This is a genomic window from Burkholderia mayonis (assembly GCF_001523745.2).
In the GTDB taxonomy this organism is placed as follows: Bacteria; Pseudomonadota; Gammaproteobacteria; order Burkholderiales; family Burkholderiaceae; genus Burkholderia; species Burkholderia mayonis.
Map to the genome: position 1 here is coordinate 963394 of NZ_CP013386.1, position 17144 is coordinate 980537.

Below are 17144 nucleotides of genomic sequence, written 5' to 3' on the forward strand. Positions count from 1 at the left end.
TCTCTGCACGCGGCCGCTTTTACTTCGGTTGCATCCGGATCGCGCCGTCGAGGCGGATCACTTCGCCGTTGAGCATCGGGTTCTCGACGATCTGCTTGACGAGCATCGCGTACTCGGCCGGTTTGCCGAGGCGCGGCGGGAACGGCACCATCGCGCCGAGCGCATCCTGCACTTCCTTCGGCATCCCGAGCAGCATCGGCGTTTCGAAGAGGCCGGGCGCGATCGTCATCACGCGGATCGCGTTGCGCGACAGGTCGCGCGCAATCGGCAGCGTCATGCCGGCGACGCCGGCCTTCGACGCCGCATACGCGGCCTGGCCGATCTGGCCGTCGAACGCGGCGACCGACGCGGTGCTGACGATCACGCCGCGCTCGCCCGTTTGCGTCGGCTCGTTCGCGGCCATCGCGGCGGCGGCGACGCGGATCATGTTGAACGTGCCGATCAGGTTCACGGCGATTGTCTTCGCGAACAGGTCGAGCGGGTGCGGGCCGTCCTTGCCGACCGTCTTCGACGCGGGCGCGATGCCCGCGCAGTTGACGAGCCCGCGCAGCGTGCCGAACTTCGTCGCGGCCGCGACGGCCGCCTGCGCGTCGTCCTCGCGCGCGACATCGCACTTGACGAACACGCCGCCCAACTCGCGCGCGAGCGCTTCGCCCGCGTCCTGATTGAGGTCGGCGAGCACGGCCTTGCCGCCCGCTTCGGTCAAGAGGCGCGCGGTGCCCGCGCCGAGCCCCGATGCGCCGCCCGTGATCAGAAAGACGTTGTCGCGAATCTCCATGATCGCTCCTTCTCCTGGATTGGAATGAATGTCGTTCGAATGTCGTGACGCGCCACGCGCCTTGCGACGATTGTACGAGCGGCCGCCCAAGCGCGGCGCGAAGCGAACGACCGGACGAAAAAAACCGCCCGTGGAGGGCGGTTTCCTTGTCGTCATGGACGGGCGGCGTGCGCCGCGCTTCGTCCCGGCGTGGTTACTTCAGCGCATCGAACACGCGCGCGCGGATTTCGTCGACGCTGCCGAGGCCGGAGATCTTCCGGTACGCGGGCGCCTTCAGGCCGTTCTCCTCGCCGCGTTGCGCCCAGTCGCCGTAGTACGTGATGAGCGGCTTCGTCTGCGCTTCGTACACTTCGAGGCGCTTCTTCACCGTCTCTTCCTTGTCGTCGTCGCGCTGGATCAGCGGCTCGCCCGTCACGTCGTCCCGGCCTTCGACCTTCGGCGGATTGAACTTCACGTGGTACGTGCGGCCCGACGCCGGGTGCGTGCGGCGGCCGCTCATCCGTTCGATGATCTCCGAGAACGGTACGTCGATTTCGAGCACGTAGTCGATCGCGACGCCCGCTTCCTTCATCGCGTCAGCCTGCGCGATCGTGCGCGGGAAACCGTCGAACAGATAGCCGTTTGCGCAGTCCGCTTCCTTCAGGCGCTCCTTGACGAGGCCGATGATCAGCGAATCCGGCACGAGCTTGCCTTCGTCCATGTAAATCTTCGCCTCGACGCCGAGCGGCGTGCCGGCCTTCACGGCGGCGCGCAGCATGTCGCCCGTCGAAATTTGCGGGATGCCGAACTTTTCCTTGATGAAGTTTGCCTGGGTGCCTTTTCCCGCGCCGGGCGCGCCCAACAGGATCAAACGCATGGTGATATCTCCGGTATGTGAATGCTTTGGCGCGAGACGCTATGGCATCGGCTGCGCGGCTCGGCGGTTCTGCTGCAAGCGCGGTCGGCCGGTCTGACTGCGGCGCGTCGGAAGCAACGCGCGGCGGCCGGCGAATGACGGCGGGCTTGGGGCGAATCTCGGTGAGCGGCGCGGGCGGATCGCTCGCACAATCGCCCGATTATGCCATGGGTTATTTGGCGCGAGACCGAAAAAGGGCCTGCACGTGTTCGAGATCGGCCGGCGTATCGATGCCGGCTTCGGGCGCGTGCTCGGTGACGAGCACGGCAATGCGCTCGCCGTGCCACATCGCGCGCAGTTGCTCGAGCTGCTCGGCCGCCTCGATCGGGGCTTGCGCGAGCGTCGGATACGTGCGCAGGAAGCGCGCGCGATACGCGTAAAGGCCGATGTGCCGATAGACCGGGCACGTCGGCGCGGGCATCGCGGCGACGTTCGGCCAGTGCGGCAGGTACGCGTCGCGCGACCACGGAATCGGCGCGCGCGAGAAGTACAGCGCGACGCCGTTCGCGTCGAGCACGACCTTCACGTAGTTCGGGTTGAACACGTCCTGCGCGTCGTGCAGCGGGTGCGCGGCCGTCGCGATCGCGCACGACGGATGCGCGGCGAGGTGCGACGCTACGTCGCGGACCAGTTGCGGATCGATCAGCGGCTCGTCGCCCTGCACATTGACGACGATCGTGTCGTCGCTAAAACCGAGCTTCGCGGCGACTTCCGCAAGACGGTCGGTGCCGGACGGGTGGTCGGCGCGCGTCAGCACCGCGTCGAAGCCGTGTTCGCGCACCGCGTCGAGGACGCTCTGCGCGTCGGATGCGACGAGCACCTGCTGCGCGCCCGCTTCGCGCGCGCGTTCGGCGACGCGCACGACCATCGGCTTGCCGCCGAGATCGGCGAGCGGCTTGTTCGGCAGGCGGGTCGACGCGAGGCGGGCGGGAACGACGGCGACGAAAGGGAGCGGGGAGGTCATCGGACGTGCGCGAAGCGGATAGGGTTCGGAACATGCGCCCGCCTGGCGAGGCGGGTGGCGGCGTTGTGCCGAGCGGTCGGCGGTTCGGCGCCGGCGCTCGGGCGGAACGACGAAGGCGCGCGCGATGCGAAACGATCGGCGCGCGGCGCTTTCGTCAGCGGCCCTGGGCCGGGCCGGCCGGATCGACCGGCGTGCCTTCGACCGTCTGGCGCGCTTCGTCGACGAGCATCACCGGGATGCCGTCGCGGATCGGGTACGCGAGCTTGTCCGCGTTGCAGACGAGCTCCTGCGCACCGCGGTCGTAGTGGAGCGGGCCCTTGCAAATGGGGCATACAAGGATTTCAAGCAGGCGTGCGTCCACGGAGTTTCTCCACAACGAGAGCGATAAGGCGGGGGTCGAGCGCGGCTTCGACCGGGACGACCCAGATTCGAGCGTCGCGCCACGAAGTCCCCAATTTTACTGCATCCTTCTCGGTGATCAGGATCGCATCGAAATGATCGTCGACGAACGGGTTGTCGGCGAACGCGTAATGGTCGGGCAGCGCGCGCGTCGCGGGCGCGACGCCTGCCGCGCGCAGCGTCGCGAAGAAGCGCTCGGGCGAGCCGATGCCCGCCGCGGCGAGCACGCGCTCGCCCGCGAACTGCGCGAGCGGCTTGCGGCGCGACGGCTGATCGAGATGCCACGCGTCGCCGGGCGCGAGCGTGAGCGCGAACGTGTCGGGCCACGGCGGCAGTGCGCGGCTGTACGGATCGTTGACGAGCGTCGCGTCGCGGCGGCGCGAGAGCGGCTCGCGCAGCGGTCCGGCGGGCAGCAGGAAGCCGTTGCCGCCCAGGCGATGATCGAACACGACGATCTCGACCGTGCGAGCGAGCCGGTAGTGCTGCAGGCCGTCGTCGCTGACGACGACGTCGACGTCCGGATGTGCGGTCGTGAGCGCGCGCACGGCCGCGACGCGGTCCGGGCACACCCATACGGGCGCGAGCGTGCGGCGCGCGATCAGGAGCGGCTCGTCGCCCGCCTGCTGCGGCGGCGACGCGGGCGTGACCGCGGTGGGCGCGACGATCCTCGCGCCATAGCCGCGCGATACGACGCCCGGCGTGAAGCCCGCGGTGCGCAATGCGTCGACGAGCGCGATCACGGTCGGCGTCTTTCCGGTGCCGCCGACCGTCACGTTGCCGACGACGACGACGGGTACGCCGCAATCGATCCGCTCCTTCCAGCCGCGCGCATAGGCGGCGCGGCGCAGCGCGGCGATCGCGCCGAACGCGCACGCGAATGGCGTGAGCGCCCATGCGAGCGCGCCGCGGCGCTGCCACTCACGCGTCAGGCGCGCTTCGGCGCGCGCGAGGAGTCCCGACTGCGCGTTCATGACGCGATGCGTGGGGCGCCGCGCAGCGCGGCTGGGGATGGATTCGTCAACACGTTTCTCCGGAAGGCGGCCGGCGGCCGCGCGGTCTTCGAAAGGCGGCACTCTAGCGCGCCCGCCGCGCGGCCGGCAAGTCGCACGGATACGGCGAGCGGCGTGCGCCGCGCCGTCGCAGATTCGAGCAGCCTGTGGATAACTCTGTGAAAAACTCTGCGGCGATGCGTCCGGCAGGGCCGTGCGGCGGGCTTCCGGTCGGCGGGATGCACGTCGAATTCTCTGAAAAAATGATTGAAATCAAAGGGTTGGTCGAAATCATCAGGGGTTTCGAGGAGATTGTTACAACCCCGTCCCCGTTTCCCGCATGGTGTGGACACTTGCGAGGCCCTGCACGAGCGGCTTGCCGCGCGCGCCGAGGCGGTCTATCGTTGGGCCGCCTGAAATTTTCCGAGCGTCCATGCATTCCGAAACCACCTTCGCCGGCCCCGGGGGCACGCCCGCGGGCGATGGCGTGATTCCCGTGTCCGCGCTCAACCGCGCGATCGGCACGATGCTCGAGCGTACCTTCCCGCTGCTGTGGGTCGCGGGCGAAGTGTCGAACTTCACGCGCGCGGCGAGCGGCCACTGGTACTTCTCGATCAAGGATCAGCAGGCGCAGATGCGCTGCGTGATGTTCCGCGGCCGCGCGCAGCACGCGGAGTTCACGCCGCGCGAAGGCGACAAGATCGAAGTGCGCGCGCTCGTCACGATGTACGAGCCGCGCGGCGACGTGCAACTGAACGTCGAGGCGGTCCGGCGCACCGGGCAGGGGCGGCTCTACGAAGCGTTTCTGCGGCTGAAGGCGCAGCTCGAGGCCGAAGGGCTCTTCGCGCCCGAGCGCAAGCGGCCGCTGCCGACGCATCCGCGTGCGATCGGCATCGTCACGTCGCTGCAGGCGGCCGCGCTGCGCGACGCGCTGACGACGCTCGCGCGCCGCGCGCCGCACGTGCCGGTGATCGTCTACCCGGCGCCCGTGCAGGGCGCGGGCGCGGCGGAGAAGCTGGCCGCGATGGTCGAGACTGCGAACGCGCGGCGCGAGGTCGACGTGCTGATCGTCTGCCGCGGCGGCGGCTCGATCGAAGACTTGTGGTCGTTCAACGACGAGGGGCTCGCGCGTGCGATCGCGGCGAGCGAGGTGCCCGTCGTCTGCGGCGTCGGCCACGAGACCGATTTCACGATCGCCGATTTCGCGGCCGACGTGCGTGCGCCGACGCCGACCGGCGCGGCCGAGCTGGTGAGTCCGCAGCGCGCGCTGTTGCTGCGCGAGCTGAACGACCGGCAGAACGCGCTCGCGCGCGGCCTGAGACGCGGCCTCGATCTGCGCGCGCAGCAGCTCGACTGGCTCGCGCGTCGAATGATCAGTCCGGCCGAGCGGCTGCAGCGTCAATCCACGCACGTGGGCCAGCTTGCGGCGCGGCTCGCGGCGGCGGGCGCGCGGCCCGTGCGCGACGCGCGTGCGCGCTTCGCGCTCGTGCAACTGCGTTGGCAGCGCGCGCGGCCCGACGTCTCGCAGGCCCGCCAGGTGCTCGCGGCGCTCGCGCAAAGACTCGACGCCGCGCTGCAGCGTCGCCACGAGCGCGACACCGCATGCGTCGCCGCGTGCGCGGCGCGGCTCGAGGTGCTGAGCCCGCGACGCACGCTCGAGCGCGGCTACGCGGCGCTCATCGATGCGCAGACGGGCCGCGCGGTGCGCGCGCCCGCGGCGCTCAAGCCGCAGCGCCGGCTGACTGTGCATCTCGCGGAGGGCTCGGCGGACGTGTCGCTTGCCGACGTGCAACCGCGTCTTTCGGATACATTCTGATTGTGCGCCGCGTGCGCGGCCCGCAGACGATGCGCGCTCTTGCAGGCGTCGATCGGCAGGCCGCGCACGCCGCATCAACGTCGATTTTTTGGAGACGACGGATAAAGGCCCGCGGGTTTGCGGGGTTATTCGGAGTCGCCTACAATCGGGCGTTCCGCGGCATCCAACATTGCCCTCCCTACATACACTTCGAAGGAACCGATCATGGCTCATACGCTCCCGCCGTTGCCGTACGCTGAAGACGCGCTCGCTCCGCACATCTCGCAGGAGACGATCCAGTATCACTACGGCAAGCATCATCAGACCTATGTGACGAACCTGAACAATCTGATCCCCGGCACCGAGTTCGAGAACCTGCCGCTGGAAGAGATCGTGAAGAAGTCGTCGGGCGGCGTCTTCAACAACGCCGCGCAAATCTGGAATCACACGTTCTTCTGGAACAGCCTGTCGCCGCAGGGCGGCGGCGCGCCGACGGGCGCGCTCGGCGACGCGATCAACGCGAAGTGGGGCTCGTTCGACGCGTTCAAGGAAGCGTTTACGAAGGCCGCGGTCGGCACGTTCGGCTCGGGCTGGGCGTGGCTCGTGAAGAAGGCGGACGGTTCGCTCGACATCGTGTCGACGAGCAACGCCGCAACGCCGCTCACGACGGCCGACAAGCCGCTCCTCACGATCGACGTGTGGGAGCACGCTTACTACATCGATTATCGCAACGCGCGTCCGAAGTTCGTCGAAGCGTTCTGGAACATCGTGAACTGGGACTTCGCGGCGAAGAACTTCGCGTAAGCGGCCTTCGTCATCTGACCATTTCAGTTCGGAAAAAATCAAGCGATACGTAGTGACAGGATTTCGAATCGGTCTCGAAGAAAAAGCCCTCCATCGGAGGGCTTTTTTTTCGCCGTTGACGGGGGCCCACCCTACTTGCATCACGTTGTCGTTCCATCAGCAGATTGGCCGGTGGTCGTGCATTTTTTCGCCGACGAGCAACGCGTACCCGCTCGCCAGGGGTCGAATCGCAGCGGCCGACCGATGCTCCGTTCACCGTGCGCTTCGCGTGAGCGATTGCGGTTCCATCGTTTTTTAAGGGCGTGGCGGCATACCCGCCGTGCCCGATTTCGCCGGACGGCGGTGTTCGTACCGCCGTCCGGCACGTAGTGTGCCGTCGCGTCCGGGGGGGCGCGGTACTTTTCTTTCTTATTGGAAAAGGCAGATAGACACCATGGCACTTTCACGAGGCACTCGGACCTTGATCGGTGCGGCGCTTTGCGCATCCGTTACCCTGATGACCGCCGCTTGCGGCGGCTCGGACGACTCGGGCGGCGCGACGAGCGCCAGCATCCTTAAATCGCCGCACGGTTCGAGCACATCGGGCGGTTCCGGCAAATCGAGCGGCACCGGCGGCACCAGTACCACCAGCGGTACCGGCGGCACTAGCGGCACCGGCACCCAGAGCACGATGGCGCTGCAGATGGCGAACTTCATCCTCGCGCAGCAGGACATCAACGGCGCGATTCCCGACGAGGCCGACTCCGGCACCGCCAACACGGACTCCGACATGGAGTACGCGTTGATCGGCCTCGCCGCTGCCTACGGCGCCACTCACGACGCCAAATACCTGACCGGCCTCGAAAAGGGCATCGCGTGGCTGGCCGCCCGCGAGGAGATGACCGACCCGAACTGGAAAGGCAGTTGGCGCTACGTGTATTCGATGACGCCGCCATACGATCCGATCCCGACGTCGCCGGGCGGCGGCATTGCCGACGTGCGCGGCGTCGATGCGACGTCCGCGCTGTTCGCCTACCTGCTGTACCTCGACCGTCAGCTGACCGGCAGCACGGCGCTCGTGACCCAGTACGGCGCCAACGCGCGTGCGGCGCTCGACTTCGTCCTGGCGAAGAACATCAATCCGAGCGGCTACTCGGGCAGCTCGTGGCAACTGCCCGTCGGCAGCACCACATGGCAGTTCTGGCCGTACGAGTACGCGGCGGACCAGGGCGACGTCTATCTCGGCATGAACGCGGGCGGGCTGCTGTTCCCGGACAATCCGAACTACGCGGCGAAGGCGTCCTTCCTGAAGAGCAACGTGCCGTCGCAGTTCTACATGGCGAACGCGCAGCGTTACTCGGTCGGACGCGACACGGGCGCTCCGCTGGATTCGGAGCTCGGCATCGACACGATCTTCCCGCAGGGCTACCTGCCGTGGGTGTTCGGCGCGAATTCGCAGAGCATGGGTTCGATCCAGTGGATGATCAATCAGACGGCCGCCGACGGCAGCATTCGCTCGCCGTCGACCGATCCCGCCTATGCGCTCTCCAACGTGATCCTGCTGCTCGGGGCGCCGACGCAGGGCATGCAGGCGCCGTCGACGACGCTGCCGTGGATCGTGAACAACGTGCTCGATCCGCAGACGTACGGCATCCACGATTACCCCGGCTCGCCGGACCAGGAGTTGAACGTCTCCGGTTTCGCGGTCGCGGCGCTGCTCGGGACGAAGGCGTTCCCCTGAGCGGGACGTGAGTCCGGCCGGTAGCGTCGAGCGCCGGCCGGATTCCGCCTCCGCCGCCGCCGGATGCGCCCGCGAGGGGCGTCCGGCGCGCCCGCGCAGCCGGTGACGGCTGCGCGGGCGACTCGGGGCGGCCGGAGGCGGATGCGCCGCCTCACTCGAAATCGGCGAGCGTGGCGGCGACAAGCATCGACGTATCCGATGATGCGGGGCGCGGTTCGCGTCCAATGCCCACATTTCGTCCGGCCGGCTGCTCAGTCGGGCGGGCGCTCAACGTTGAAACCGAGTGTGTCGCCGTTGCCGCGACGGCAATCGTCGAGCACTCCGATAGCCGGCGGCGATCCGGTCGCCACGATAGGCCCGGCCCGTGACGCCCGATCACGCCGAAACGACGACCCACCCCGCGACGGACGCGACGACGACCACGATCCACGGCGGCACGCGCCAGAACGTCAGTGCGACGAAGCCGACGAGCGCGAGCACGAAATCGGCGGGCGCGCGGATCGCGCTCGTCCATACCGGCTGATAGAGCGCGGCGAGCAGCAAGCCGACCACGGCCGCATTGACGCCCGCGAGCGCGGCCTGCATCCGCGCGTTCTTCCGCCAGCGCTCCCAGAACGGGATCGCGCCCGTCACGAGCAGGAACGACGGCGCGAAGATCGCGACGAGCGCGAGCGCGCCGCCGATCCAGCCCGACGGCGCGTCCTTCATCGCTGCGCCGAGAAATGCGGCGAACGTGAAGAGCGGTCCGGGCACCGCCTGGGCGGCGCCGTAGCCCGCGAGAAACGCCTGATCGCCGACCCAGCCGGGCGCGACGACGGACGCCTGCAGCAGCGGCAGCACGACGTGCCCGCCGCCGAACACGAGCGCGCCCGCGCGATAGAACGCATCGACGATCGCGAGCGCATGGCTGCCCGACGCGCGCGCGGCGAACGGCAGACCGATCAGCAGCGCGCCGAACAGCACGAGAAAGACCGCGCCGGCGCGGCGGCCCACGGAGATCGGCAACGGGTCGTGCGTGCCGTCGCGCGCCGGATCGACGTGCAGGAGCCCGATGCAGCCCGCGCCCGCGATGACGGCGAGCTGCGTCCACGTCGACGGCGCGACGAGCGCGATGCTCGCGGCGATCGTCATGATCGTCACGCGCCGCGCGTCGGGGCACAGGTTGCGGGCCATGCCCCAGACGGCTTGCGCGACGACGGCCGCCGACACGATCTTCAGTCCGTGCAGCGCGCCCGGCGCGAGCGTGTGGCCGGCCGCGCCGGCGACGCCGTACGCGAACAGGATCATCGCGAGCGCGGACGGCAGCGTGAAGCCTGCCCACGCGGCGAGCGCGCCCGCATAGCCCGCGCGCGACAGGCCGATCGCGATGCCGACCTGGCTGCTCGCCGGACCGGGCAGGAATTGGCACAGGCCGACGAGGTCGGCGTAGCTGCGCTCGCTGAGCCAGCGCCGGCGGGCGACGAATTCGTCGCGGAAGTAGCCGAGGTGTGCGATCGGGCCGCCGAACGACGTGAGGCCGAGTCGCAGGAACACGAGAAAGATCGGCCAGGCGCGGCCGTGGACGGTACGGGATTCGGGCATACGGTGGCGGTTGCGCGTGCGGACGGAGGGCGATGCGCGATGATAGCGGACGCGCGTGGGCGTCGGCGGAACGCGCGGGAATGGTTCGGCGCGAAACGCGAGCGCGCCGTGGGACAGGCGTGAATACCCTTGTCGCGGGCGGCTCGACGAAAGCGAGCGATCGATGCGCACGAAACGCACGAAACGCACGAAACGCACGGAACGCACGGAACGCACGGAACACACGGAACACACGGAACACACGGAACACACGGAACACACGGAACACACGGAACGAACGGCACGAACGGCACGCGTGTTGCGCGCTCTGCTTCGACGTCCCGCATCGCAGTCGTCATGGTTTGCCGCAGTGCGCGCAAACGAGCGTGCGCATTGCGCGGAGAAGGGCATCGACGATGGCGCACGTTCGCGCGGCTGTCGCCGCCTGCGTGACTACGGACGGCTGCGGGATGCGCGCGATGTATCGGCGCCGCTTGCGTCGCCGGTGGCGTCCACATTGCCGGAGGCCCGTGCATCGCCTTGCCCTCGGCCGCCGCCACGCGCGATGTCGTCGACGCCGTGCGCATCGCAAGAACCGCGCGCGCCGCCATCCGCACGATCGGCCGCGCCGCTCGCCGCCCGCAGCGCATCCAGATCGACGATCTCGATTTCCCCGACGTGCAGCTTCACGACGCCGCGCGCCGCGAGATTCTTCAGCAACTGGTTCGCAGTCTGCCGCGACAGCGACAGCATCGCGCCGAGCCGTTCCTGCGACAGCTTGATCCGCCGGTGCCGCGCGCTGATCCCGCCGTAGCCGTCCGCGATCATGAGAAGCCGCGACGCGAGCCGCTGCGCGGCGGGCATCAGCGTCAGCGCCTCGACGTTCATGAACGACATCCGCAGCTTTTGCGCCATCAGGAGCGCAAAATGTCGCCAGTAGCGCGGCGTTTCGTCGAGCAATTGCTGCAGTGCGGCTTGCGGGACGTGCATCAGCAGCGCGTCTTCGAGCGCGATCGCATCGTGCGTGCGCGGCAGCTCGTCGAAGAGCGCGATCTCGCCGAACCACGTCGTCGGCTCGGCGACCGTGAGGAGCGCCTCCCTGCCGCTCGCGTCGACGGCGCCCACCGACAGCGCGCCGCTCAGCACCGCGTAGAGCCCGCACGGCGCGTCGCCGCGGCGGAACAGGATCTGGCCCGCCGCGAGCCGGCGCGGCGACGCCGCCGCGACGAGCGCATCGCGCAGCTCGGCGGGCAGCGCGCCGAACCACGGATGCGCATCGAGCTGGGATCGGTAGGGTTCGAAAAGCGGATGCATCGGCGGTCGCGGTGTCGGGTAGCTGACAGAGAAATCGTCGCGTGAAGGGCATGATAGCGCTCACTCGCATCAGGAGGAGACACGATGAAAACCTTGGTCGATCAACTCGCGCAGTACGCGGCCTATCACCGCGATGCGCGCAACATCGCGACGCATCTGGTCGGCATTCCGATGATCGTCGTCGCGGTGACGGTGCTGCTGTCGCGGCCGGCGTTCGGCGTCTGGGGCGCTTTCGCGCTCACGCCCGCGGCGCTCGTCGCGCTCGCGGCGGCGATCTTCTATCTGCGGCTCGATCTGCGCTTCGGCGTCGCGATGGCCGTGCTGCTCGCGCTGAGCCTCTGGGCCGGCCGCGCGCTCGCCGCGCAGACGACTGCGCTGTGGCTCGCCGCCGGGCTCGGGCTCTTTCTCGTCGGCTGGGTGATCCAGTTCGTCGGCCATTACTTCGAGGGGCGTAAGCCCGCGTTCGTCGACGATCTGATCGGACTCATCGTCGGGCCGCTGTTCGTCGTCGCTGAAGTCGCGTTCTTCGCCGGGCTGCGCGGCGAAGTGCGCGACGAGGTCGAGCGGCGCGTCGGGCCGGTGCGTGTCGGCGCGCGCAATGCGCGCGTCTGATCCGCGTCGATGGCGACGATCTGCATCTACGGCGCGGGCGCGGTCGGCTGCTACATCGGCGGCCGGCTGCTCGCGGGCGGCGCGGACGTCGCGCTGATCGGCCGCGAGCGGATCGGCGCGGAGCTGCGCGCGCACGGTCTTGCGCTGTCCGATTACCGCGGCCGCGACGCGCGGGTGCCGCCGTCCGCGATCGCGTTTTCGACGAGCGACGCCGTGGCCGCTACCGCCGAGCTCGTGCTCGTGACGGTGAAGTCGGCCGCGACGCCCACCGTCGCCGCCGCGCTTGCGCATGTCGCGCGGCCCGACGCAGTCGTCGTCAGTTTCCAGAACGGCATGCGCAACGCCGACGCGCTGCGCGTGGCGCTGCCGGGCGCGACCGTGCTCGCCGGAATGGTGCCGTTCAACGTGATCGCGCGCGGTGCGGGCGGATTTCATCAAGGTTCGGCGGGCGACCTGCAGGTCGAGGCCGCACCCGCGCTGCGGCGTTTCACGGACGCATTCGAACGCGCGGGACTGCCGCTCGTTCAGCGCGCGGACATGCGCGCCGTCCAATGGGCGAAGCTGCTGCTCAATCTCAACAACGCGATCAACGCGCTGGCGAACCGGCCGCTGAAAGACGAGCTTTCGGCGCGCGGCTATCGGCGCTGTCTCGCGCTCGCGCAGACGGAAGCGTTGCGTCTGCTCTCGGATGCGGGAATCCGCCCGGCTCGGCTCACGCCGCTGCCCGCCGCGTGGGTGCCGCGATTCCTGAGCATGCCGGACGCGCTGTTCGCGCGGCTCGGCCGGAAGATGCTCGAAATCGATCCGCTCGCGCGCTCGTCGATGTCGGACGATTTGGCTGCCGGGCGGATGACCGAGGTCGACTGGATCAACGGCGAGATCGTGCATCTTGCCAAGCGGCTCGGGCGCGCGGCGCCCGTCAACGAGCGCCTTTGCGAGCTCGTGCACGACGCGGAGCGTGCGGGTGCCCGGCCGGCGTGGGGTGGCGACGCGCTGTTCGCCGAATTACGCGCGGCGGCGCGGGCGGGAAAGGTGGTCGCTGAGCGGCGGGCTTAGCGGGCGGGGCCGTACGGGCAGGTTGCCGCATCGTCGTCGACGCGCGGCGCTCGCCTGTGCGCATCGCCCGCCTCGATTAACATGGCGTCAGCGCGCGTTCGCGCCCCGCGAACCACAGCGCGCAACCGTCAACCGAGGAGATGGTATGGACCGCACGACACTCGACGTGTACGACCGCCACGCGGCCGACTATGCGCGCGAATGGCACGAACAACCCGCGCCCGACGACATGTACGCGCTGCTCGAACGCTACTTCGAGCCCGGGCCGACCGCGGACGTCGGCTGTGGCGCGGGCCGCGACGTCGCGTGGCTCGCGAGCCGTGGCTTCGAAGCGTGCGGCTACGACGGCAGCGCGTCGCTCGTCGCCGAAGCGCGGCGCAGCCATCCGGCGCTGCGCTTCGAACAGGCGCTGCTGCCCGAGCTCGCGGGCGTGCCGTCCGGTGCGTTCCGCAACGTGCTGTGCGAGACAGTGATCATGCATCTGCCGAGCGGCGACGTCGACGCGGCGCTCGCGCGGCTCGTCGCGCTGCTCGCACCGGGCGGCACGCTGTATCTGAGCTGGCGCGTGACGACGGGCGACGCGCAGCGCGACGGCCGCGGCCGTCTCTACGAAGTCGTCGATACGGCGCGCGTGCACGCGGCGCTCGGCGACGCATGCGAGGTGCTGTTCGAGCACGAGCAGGTGAGCGAGTCGTCCGGCAAGTGCGTGCACCGGCTCGTCGTCAGGAAGGACGCGCGCGCGGCCGGCTGATGCCGGCCGCGCGCGCGATCGGCGGAGCAGCGGGGTGGCGCAGGCGCGCCTCGTCTAATCGCGGTGCGCGGCCGCTTCCCAGTTGATGTCGACGCACAGCACCTGCATGCCTTGCGCGGCGGGCGTCGCGATCGACGCCGTCACGCACAGGTGCGCTTCGTTGATCGACAGATAGGGCGGCGTGAAATGCACGCGCCCCGGCACCCGCATCGCCTCGATGAAGTACGGCCGGCGCTCCCAGCTCGCGCCTTCCGAATGCAGCAGCGGGCTGAAGCGCTTCGCGCGCTGCGACGCGTGGACGCGCGGCAGCACGTTGTCGCCGATCTGTCGGCCCGACGCGTCGAGCAGGAAGCAACGCGCCGCTTCCGGCAGCTCGAGCAGTTCCTTCGACGCGTCGGTCAGGTCGCGGCCTTTACGCAAGAGCGCGCTCGCCTGGAGCAGTGCGGCGACGTACGGCGCGAGGCGCGCGTCCTGCGCGCGTGCGCGCTCGGCGACGCGCAGCCGCAGCGCCGCAGACAGCGTATCCATGATTCCCGCCGCGACCTGCGGCTGCACGGGCTCGACGCTCGGTCCGGCGAAGTACTGCCCCTGCACGAAATCGACGTCGCATTCGAGCGCGATGAGCGCCTCGCGCTCGGTCGTGATCCCGCCCATCAGCACCAGTTGCCCCGATTCGTGCAGCAGCGACACGAGGCCGGGCAGCACGCGCTCGAGATGCGAATGCTCGCTCGCCTGCGCGAGGATTCCGCGATCGAGCGTGACGATGTCCGGATGCAGGTGCCAGACGCGGTCGATGTTCGAATGCTTCGCGCCGAAGCCGCCGAGCGCGATCAGGAAGCCCGCCTTGCGCAGCCCGTCGACGATCGCCGCGAAGCGCGGCGTCTCGCCGCCCGCCTGCTCGGGCACTTCGAGCACGACGCGCTGCGGCGGCAGCCCGAGCGTCTTCAGGTTCGCGAGGAGCGCGTCGCCGTAGACAGTGTCCATCAGCGCGGCCGGATGCAGGCTCAGGAAGAGCCATTCGTCGTGGCTGTCGAACGTATGGAAATTGCCGAGATGCAGCGATTCGGCGAGGCGGCCGAGCTCGAGCAGGTCGCCGCGGCGCGCCGCCTGCGTGAACACCTCGTGCGACGGCACCTGGTTGCCGTGCGCATCGTGCGCGCGCAGCGACGCGTGGTAGCCGATCGCGCGGCGATGCGACACCGAGAAGACCGGCTGGAACACGCTGAATACGGTGTAGTCGCCGTACAGCACGGTGCGCCGGTTGCCGTCGTCACCCGCGATCGGGCGCGGCGACTGGAAGCTTGGGGGATCGATGTCGATCATGCTCATGATGTCGGCTGCTTGAGAACCGTCAGTTTGTCAGTTTACCTACAGAATAGGCGAGCAAGAACCGTGCGCAAAAAGCCGCCCCGACGTGCCGCCGCATCGCGCGCGGCGCGGGGTTCGTGCACCCGCGTGGTGCGCCGCGCTTCGCAGTGGCGCGGGAGCAGGGTGCGCGGACGTCGGGCCGGTTCTCCGGAGCGCCGCGAACGGACGCCGGACGGCGGCGGAGCCGGCCGCGCTGCGACAATCGGACTCGGACTTGGACTTGGACTTGGACTTGGACTTGGACTTGGACTTGGACTTGGACTTGGACTTGGACTTGGACTTGGACTTGGACTCGACGCGAGCGTCTTTGATGCGAGCGCCTCTCGCGCGAGCGCGCTTTACGCTGACGCAGCGACGCCAGCGTAACCGTGCGTCGGTCCGGCCCGATCTGCGCCGAACACCCGCGCGCCGGGCGCTTGCCGTGAGCACGTCGCCGCCGCGGCGCGCGCCGCATGTCCGTCAGTCACGCACCGGTCACTTTCGCGTCACGCGCGCTCGGACGGATCGGTCTTGCGCCGCGCGGCGCCGCGGACGTCGGGGGACAACTGCGCGAAGATCCATGCGGACGCGGCGGTGATGATGCCGACGCAAACGAACGTCGCATGAAACGCGGGCAGTGAGTGGGTCGGCGTGACGCTCGGCATCATCCCGGTGAAGGTCGCGAGGAGTGCGCCCGCAACCGTCACGCCGAGACTCATCGACAGCATCTGCACGAGCGAGAACAGGCTGTTGCCGCTGCTCGCACCGCCCGTGCCGAGATCCTTCAGCGTCAGCGTGTTCATCGCGGTGAACTGCATCGAGTTGAAGCCGCCGAACAGCGCGAGCTGCGCGATCTTGAGCCATGTCGGCATCGCGTCGCCGATCAGCGCGAAGCTCGCCATCATCAGCCCGACCATGATCGTGTTCGCGAGCAGCACCTTGCGATAGCCGTGGCGCGTGATGAGCACCGTGATGATCCGTTTCGAGAACATTCCCGCGGCCGCGACAGGCAGCATCATCAGGCCCGCCTCGAACGCGCTGTAGCCGAGACTCACCTGCAGCAGCAGCGGAATCAGGTACGGCATCGCGCCGCTGCCGATCCGCGCGAACAGGTTGCCGAGCAGGCCGACGCTGAACGTGTGGATCTTGAAGAGCTCGAGCGAGAAGATCGGCTGCGGCGCGCGCACCGCGTAGAGGCCGTACGCGACGAAGCACGCGAGGCTCAGGATCAGCAGCACGAGCACCATCGCGTGCTGCATCCCGAGGTCGGCGAGGCCGTCGAGCGACAACGAGATCGCGATCATCCCGATCGTCAGCAGCAGATAGCCCTTCAGATCGAAGCGGCCCACGGCCGGATTGCGCGCGTCGGTCATCGAGTAGAACGTGGCGATGCACCCCGCGATGCCGACCGGCACGTTGATGAGGAAGATCCAGTGCCAGGATGCGATCTTCACGAGCCAGCCGCCGAGCGTCGGGCCGATCAGCGGGCCGATCAGGCCCGGAATCGCGACGAACGACAGCGCGGGCAGATAGCGCTCGGCGGGGAACGTGCGCAGCACGGCGAGACGCCCCACGGGCAGCAGCATCGCGCCGCCGATGCCCTGGATCACGCGGAACGCGACGAGGAGCGACAGCGTATGCGCGTTCGCGCACAGCAGCGAGCCGAGCGTGAAGATCAGGATTGCGCTGAAGAACACGCGGCGCGTGCCGAGCGTATCGGCGAGCCAGCCGGATACGGGGATCATCACGGCCATCGTCAGCGAGTACGCGATCACGACCGATTGCATCCTGAGCGGCGATTCGCCGAGGCTTGCCGCCATCGACGGCAGCGCGGTGTTGACGATCGTCGCATCGAGCGTCTGCATGAAGAAGCCGGTGGCGACGAGCCACAGCATCACGGTCAGCGATTTCTCGCTGGGGGAGACGGCGGGCGGGGCTTGGAGCATGAAAGCGAGGCGCGGCGGGCGCGTTCGGGGCAGGCAGCCGACATTGTAGGGAAAGCCGGCGATGCGTGCAGCGGGGTCATGCGGCCGCCGATGCCCGGCCGTGCCTGACCGGCCGTGCCCGACCGCGCGCCGGTACGGTGCGGGGCGATGCGCACGCAAGTGTGCACGGGGTGCGACGCGCGTACGTCGCGATAATCGGGACATCAAACGATCT

At 69.1% G+C, this 17144-nt stretch carries 16 protein-coding genes; 6 read left to right on the plus strand and 10 right to left on the minus strand.

The features are described from left to right. Positions 1-19 precede the first annotated feature (19 nt). From WS70_RS04800 to lpxK, 5 genes are all read right to left on the minus strand, one after another. Entirely contained in the window at positions 20-778 is a 759-nt protein-coding gene (locus tag WS70_RS04800; protein WP_059469285.1) for a 3-hydroxyacyl-CoA dehydrogenase, read from the minus strand. Positions 779-971: 193 nt separating this feature from the next. Beyond that, positions 972-1634: an adenylate kinase gene (adk, locus tag WS70_RS04805; protein WP_059596712.1), complete on the minus strand. Its 663-nt coding sequence runs from the start codon at positions 1632-1634 to the stop codon at positions 972-974. 211 nt (positions 1635-1845) lie between these two features. Continuing rightward, positions 1846-2637, minus strand: coding sequence for a 3-deoxy-manno-octulosonate cytidylyltransferase (gene kdsB, locus WS70_RS04815; protein WP_059596711.1), 792 nt, complete (start codon positions 2635-2637; stop codon positions 1846-1848). A gap of 154 nt (positions 2638-2791) precedes the next feature. Further along, positions 2792-2998 carry a Trm112 family protein gene (locus WS70_RS04820; protein ID WP_006024783.1) on the minus strand — a complete coding sequence of 69 codons (207 nt, stop codon included), beginning with the start codon at positions 2996-2998 and terminating at the stop codon, positions 2792-2794. Continuing rightward, positions 2979-4007: a tetraacyldisaccharide 4'-kinase gene (lpxK, locus tag WS70_RS04825; protein WP_059596710.1), complete on the minus strand. Its 1029-nt coding sequence runs from the start codon at positions 4005-4007 to the stop codon at positions 2979-2981. Before lpxK ends, WS70_RS04820 begins: the two co-directional genes overlap by 20 nt. Before the next feature lie 451 nt (positions 4008-4458). On the opposite strand from lpxK, the gene xseA reads away from it, so the two are divergent. After that, positions 4459-5841 carry an exodeoxyribonuclease VII large subunit gene (xseA, locus tag WS70_RS04835; protein WP_059596709.1) on the plus strand — a complete coding sequence of 461 codons (1383 nt, stop codon included), beginning with the start codon at positions 4459-4461 and terminating at the stop codon, positions 5839-5841. A 204-nt stretch (positions 5842-6045) separates the two neighbouring features. Beyond that, positions 6046-6624 (plus strand): superoxide dismutase [Fe], encoded by a 579-nt coding sequence (gene sodB / locus WS70_RS04840; protein ID WP_059469280.1) that lies wholly within the window; start codon positions 6046-6048, stop codon positions 6622-6624. Between the two features lie 408 nt (positions 6625-7032). On the opposite strand, the gene WS70_RS32710 is transcribed toward sodB, so the two are convergent. Further along, entirely contained in the window at positions 7033-7320 is a 288-nt protein-coding gene (locus tag WS70_RS32710) for a hypothetical protein (protein WP_226382809.1), read from the minus strand. Here WS70_RS32710 and WS70_RS04845 point away from each other — a divergent pair. Continuing rightward, positions 7307-8344, plus strand: a complete 1038-nt coding sequence (locus WS70_RS04845; protein ID WP_226382810.1) for a hypothetical protein — start codon at positions 7307-7309, stop codon at positions 8342-8344. The two genes, WS70_RS32710 and WS70_RS04845, sit on opposite strands and share 14 nt — an antisense overlap. 375 nt (positions 8345-8719) lie before the next feature. Here the strand turns inward: WS70_RS04845 and chrA are convergent, their stop codons facing one another. Both chrA and WS70_RS04860 read right to left on the minus strand, forming a co-directional pair. After that, on the minus strand, positions 8720-9925 hold the full coding sequence (gene chrA / locus WS70_RS04850) for a chromate efflux transporter (protein ID WP_059469306.1): 1206 nt from the start codon (positions 9923-9925) through the stop codon (positions 8720-8722). A gap of 432 nt (positions 9926-10357) precedes the next feature. Further along, positions 10358-11218, minus strand: a complete 861-nt coding sequence (locus tag WS70_RS04860; protein ID WP_059469278.1) for a Crp/Fnr family transcriptional regulator — start codon at positions 11216-11218, stop codon at positions 10358-10360. 84 nt (positions 11219-11302) lie between these two features. Between WS70_RS04860 and WS70_RS04865 the strand changes: the two genes are divergently transcribed. The 3 genes from WS70_RS04865 to WS70_RS04875 all read left to right on the plus strand — a co-directional run bounded on the left by WS70_RS04865 (position 11303) and on the right by WS70_RS04875 (position 13637). Next, positions 11303-11830, plus strand: a complete 528-nt coding sequence (locus WS70_RS04865) for an Mpo1 family 2-hydroxy fatty acid dioxygenase (RefSeq protein WP_059469277.1) — start codon at positions 11303-11305, stop codon at positions 11828-11830. Between the two features lie 9 nt (positions 11831-11839). Further along, positions 11840-12886, plus strand: a complete 1047-nt coding sequence (locus WS70_RS04870; protein WP_059469276.1) for a 2-dehydropantoate 2-reductase — start codon at positions 11840-11842, stop codon at positions 12884-12886. 145 nt (positions 12887-13031) lie between these two features. After that, positions 13032-13637, plus strand: a complete 606-nt coding sequence (locus tag WS70_RS04875; RefSeq protein ID WP_059469275.1) for a class I SAM-dependent methyltransferase — start codon at positions 13032-13034, stop codon at positions 13635-13637. Positions 13638-13691: 54 nt separating this feature from the next. Here WS70_RS04875 and WS70_RS04880 read toward each other — a convergent pair whose 3' ends face one another. Together WS70_RS04880 and mdtD are read right to left on the minus strand one after the other, a co-directional pair. Next, positions 13692-14966 (minus strand): EAL domain-containing protein, encoded by a 1275-nt coding sequence (locus tag WS70_RS04880; protein ID WP_059469274.1) that lies wholly within the window; start codon positions 14964-14966, stop codon positions 13692-13694. Positions 14967-15490: 524 nt separating this feature from the next. After that, positions 15491-16930, minus strand: a complete 1440-nt coding sequence (gene mdtD / locus WS70_RS04890; protein ID WP_059596725.1) for a multidrug transporter subunit MdtD — start codon at positions 16928-16930, stop codon at positions 15491-15493. Between the last annotated feature and the right edge of the window lie 214 nt (positions 16931-17144).

What these genes read in the sequence shown, in the direction of transcription:
- WS70_RS04800 (WP_059469285.1), bottom strand. Translation starts at nt 778, where the DNA reads ATGGAGATTCGCGACAACGTCTTTCTGATCACGGGCGGCGCATCGGGG.
- adk (WP_059596712.1), bottom strand. Translation starts at nt 1,634, where the DNA reads ATGCGTTTGATCCTGTTGGGCGCGCCCGGCGCGGGAAAAGGCACCCAG.
- kdsB (WP_059596711.1), bottom strand. Translation starts at nt 2,637, where the DNA reads ATGACCTCCCCGCTCCCTTTCGTCGCCGTCGTTCCCGCCCGCCTCGCG.
- lpxK (WP_059596710.1), bottom strand. Translation starts at nt 4,007, where the DNA reads ATGAACGCGCAGTCGGGACTCCTCGCGCGCGCCGAAGCGCGCCTGACG.
- xseA (WP_059596709.1), top strand. Translation starts at nt 4,459, where the DNA reads ATGCATTCCGAAACCACCTTCGCCGGCCCCGGGGGCACGCCCGCGGGC.
- sodB (WP_059469280.1), top strand. Translation starts at nt 6,046, where the DNA reads ATGGCTCATACGCTCCCGCCGTTGCCGTACGCTGAAGACGCGCTCGCT.
- WS70_RS04845 (WP_226382810.1), top strand. Translation starts at nt 7,307, where the DNA reads ATGGCGAACTTCATCCTCGCGCAGCAGGACATCAACGGCGCGATTCCC.
- WS70_RS32710 (WP_226382809.1), bottom strand. Translation starts at nt 7,320, where the DNA reads ATGAAGTTCGCCATCTGCAGCGCCATCGTGCTCTGGGTGCCGGTGCCG.
- chrA (WP_059469306.1), bottom strand. Translation starts at nt 9,925, where the DNA reads ATGCCCGAATCCCGTACCGTCCACGGCCGCGCCTGGCCGATCTTTCTC.
- WS70_RS04860 (WP_059469278.1), bottom strand. Translation starts at nt 11,218, where the DNA reads ATGCATCCGCTTTTCGAACCCTACCGATCCCAGCTCGATGCGCATCCG.
- WS70_RS04865 (WP_059469277.1), top strand. Translation starts at nt 11,303, where the DNA reads ATGAAAACCTTGGTCGATCAACTCGCGCAGTACGCGGCCTATCACCGC.
- WS70_RS04870 (WP_059469276.1), top strand. Translation starts at nt 11,840, where the DNA reads ATGGCGACGATCTGCATCTACGGCGCGGGCGCGGTCGGCTGCTACATC.
- WS70_RS04875 (WP_059469275.1), top strand. Translation starts at nt 13,032, where the DNA reads ATGGACCGCACGACACTCGACGTGTACGACCGCCACGCGGCCGACTAT.
- WS70_RS04880 (WP_059469274.1), bottom strand. Translation starts at nt 14,966, where the DNA reads ATGAGCATGATCGACATCGATCCCCCAAGCTTCCAGTCGCCGCGCCCG.
- mdtD (WP_059596725.1), bottom strand. Translation starts at nt 16,930, where the DNA reads ATGCTCCAAGCCCCGCCCGCCGTCTCCCCCAGCGAGAAATCGCTGACC.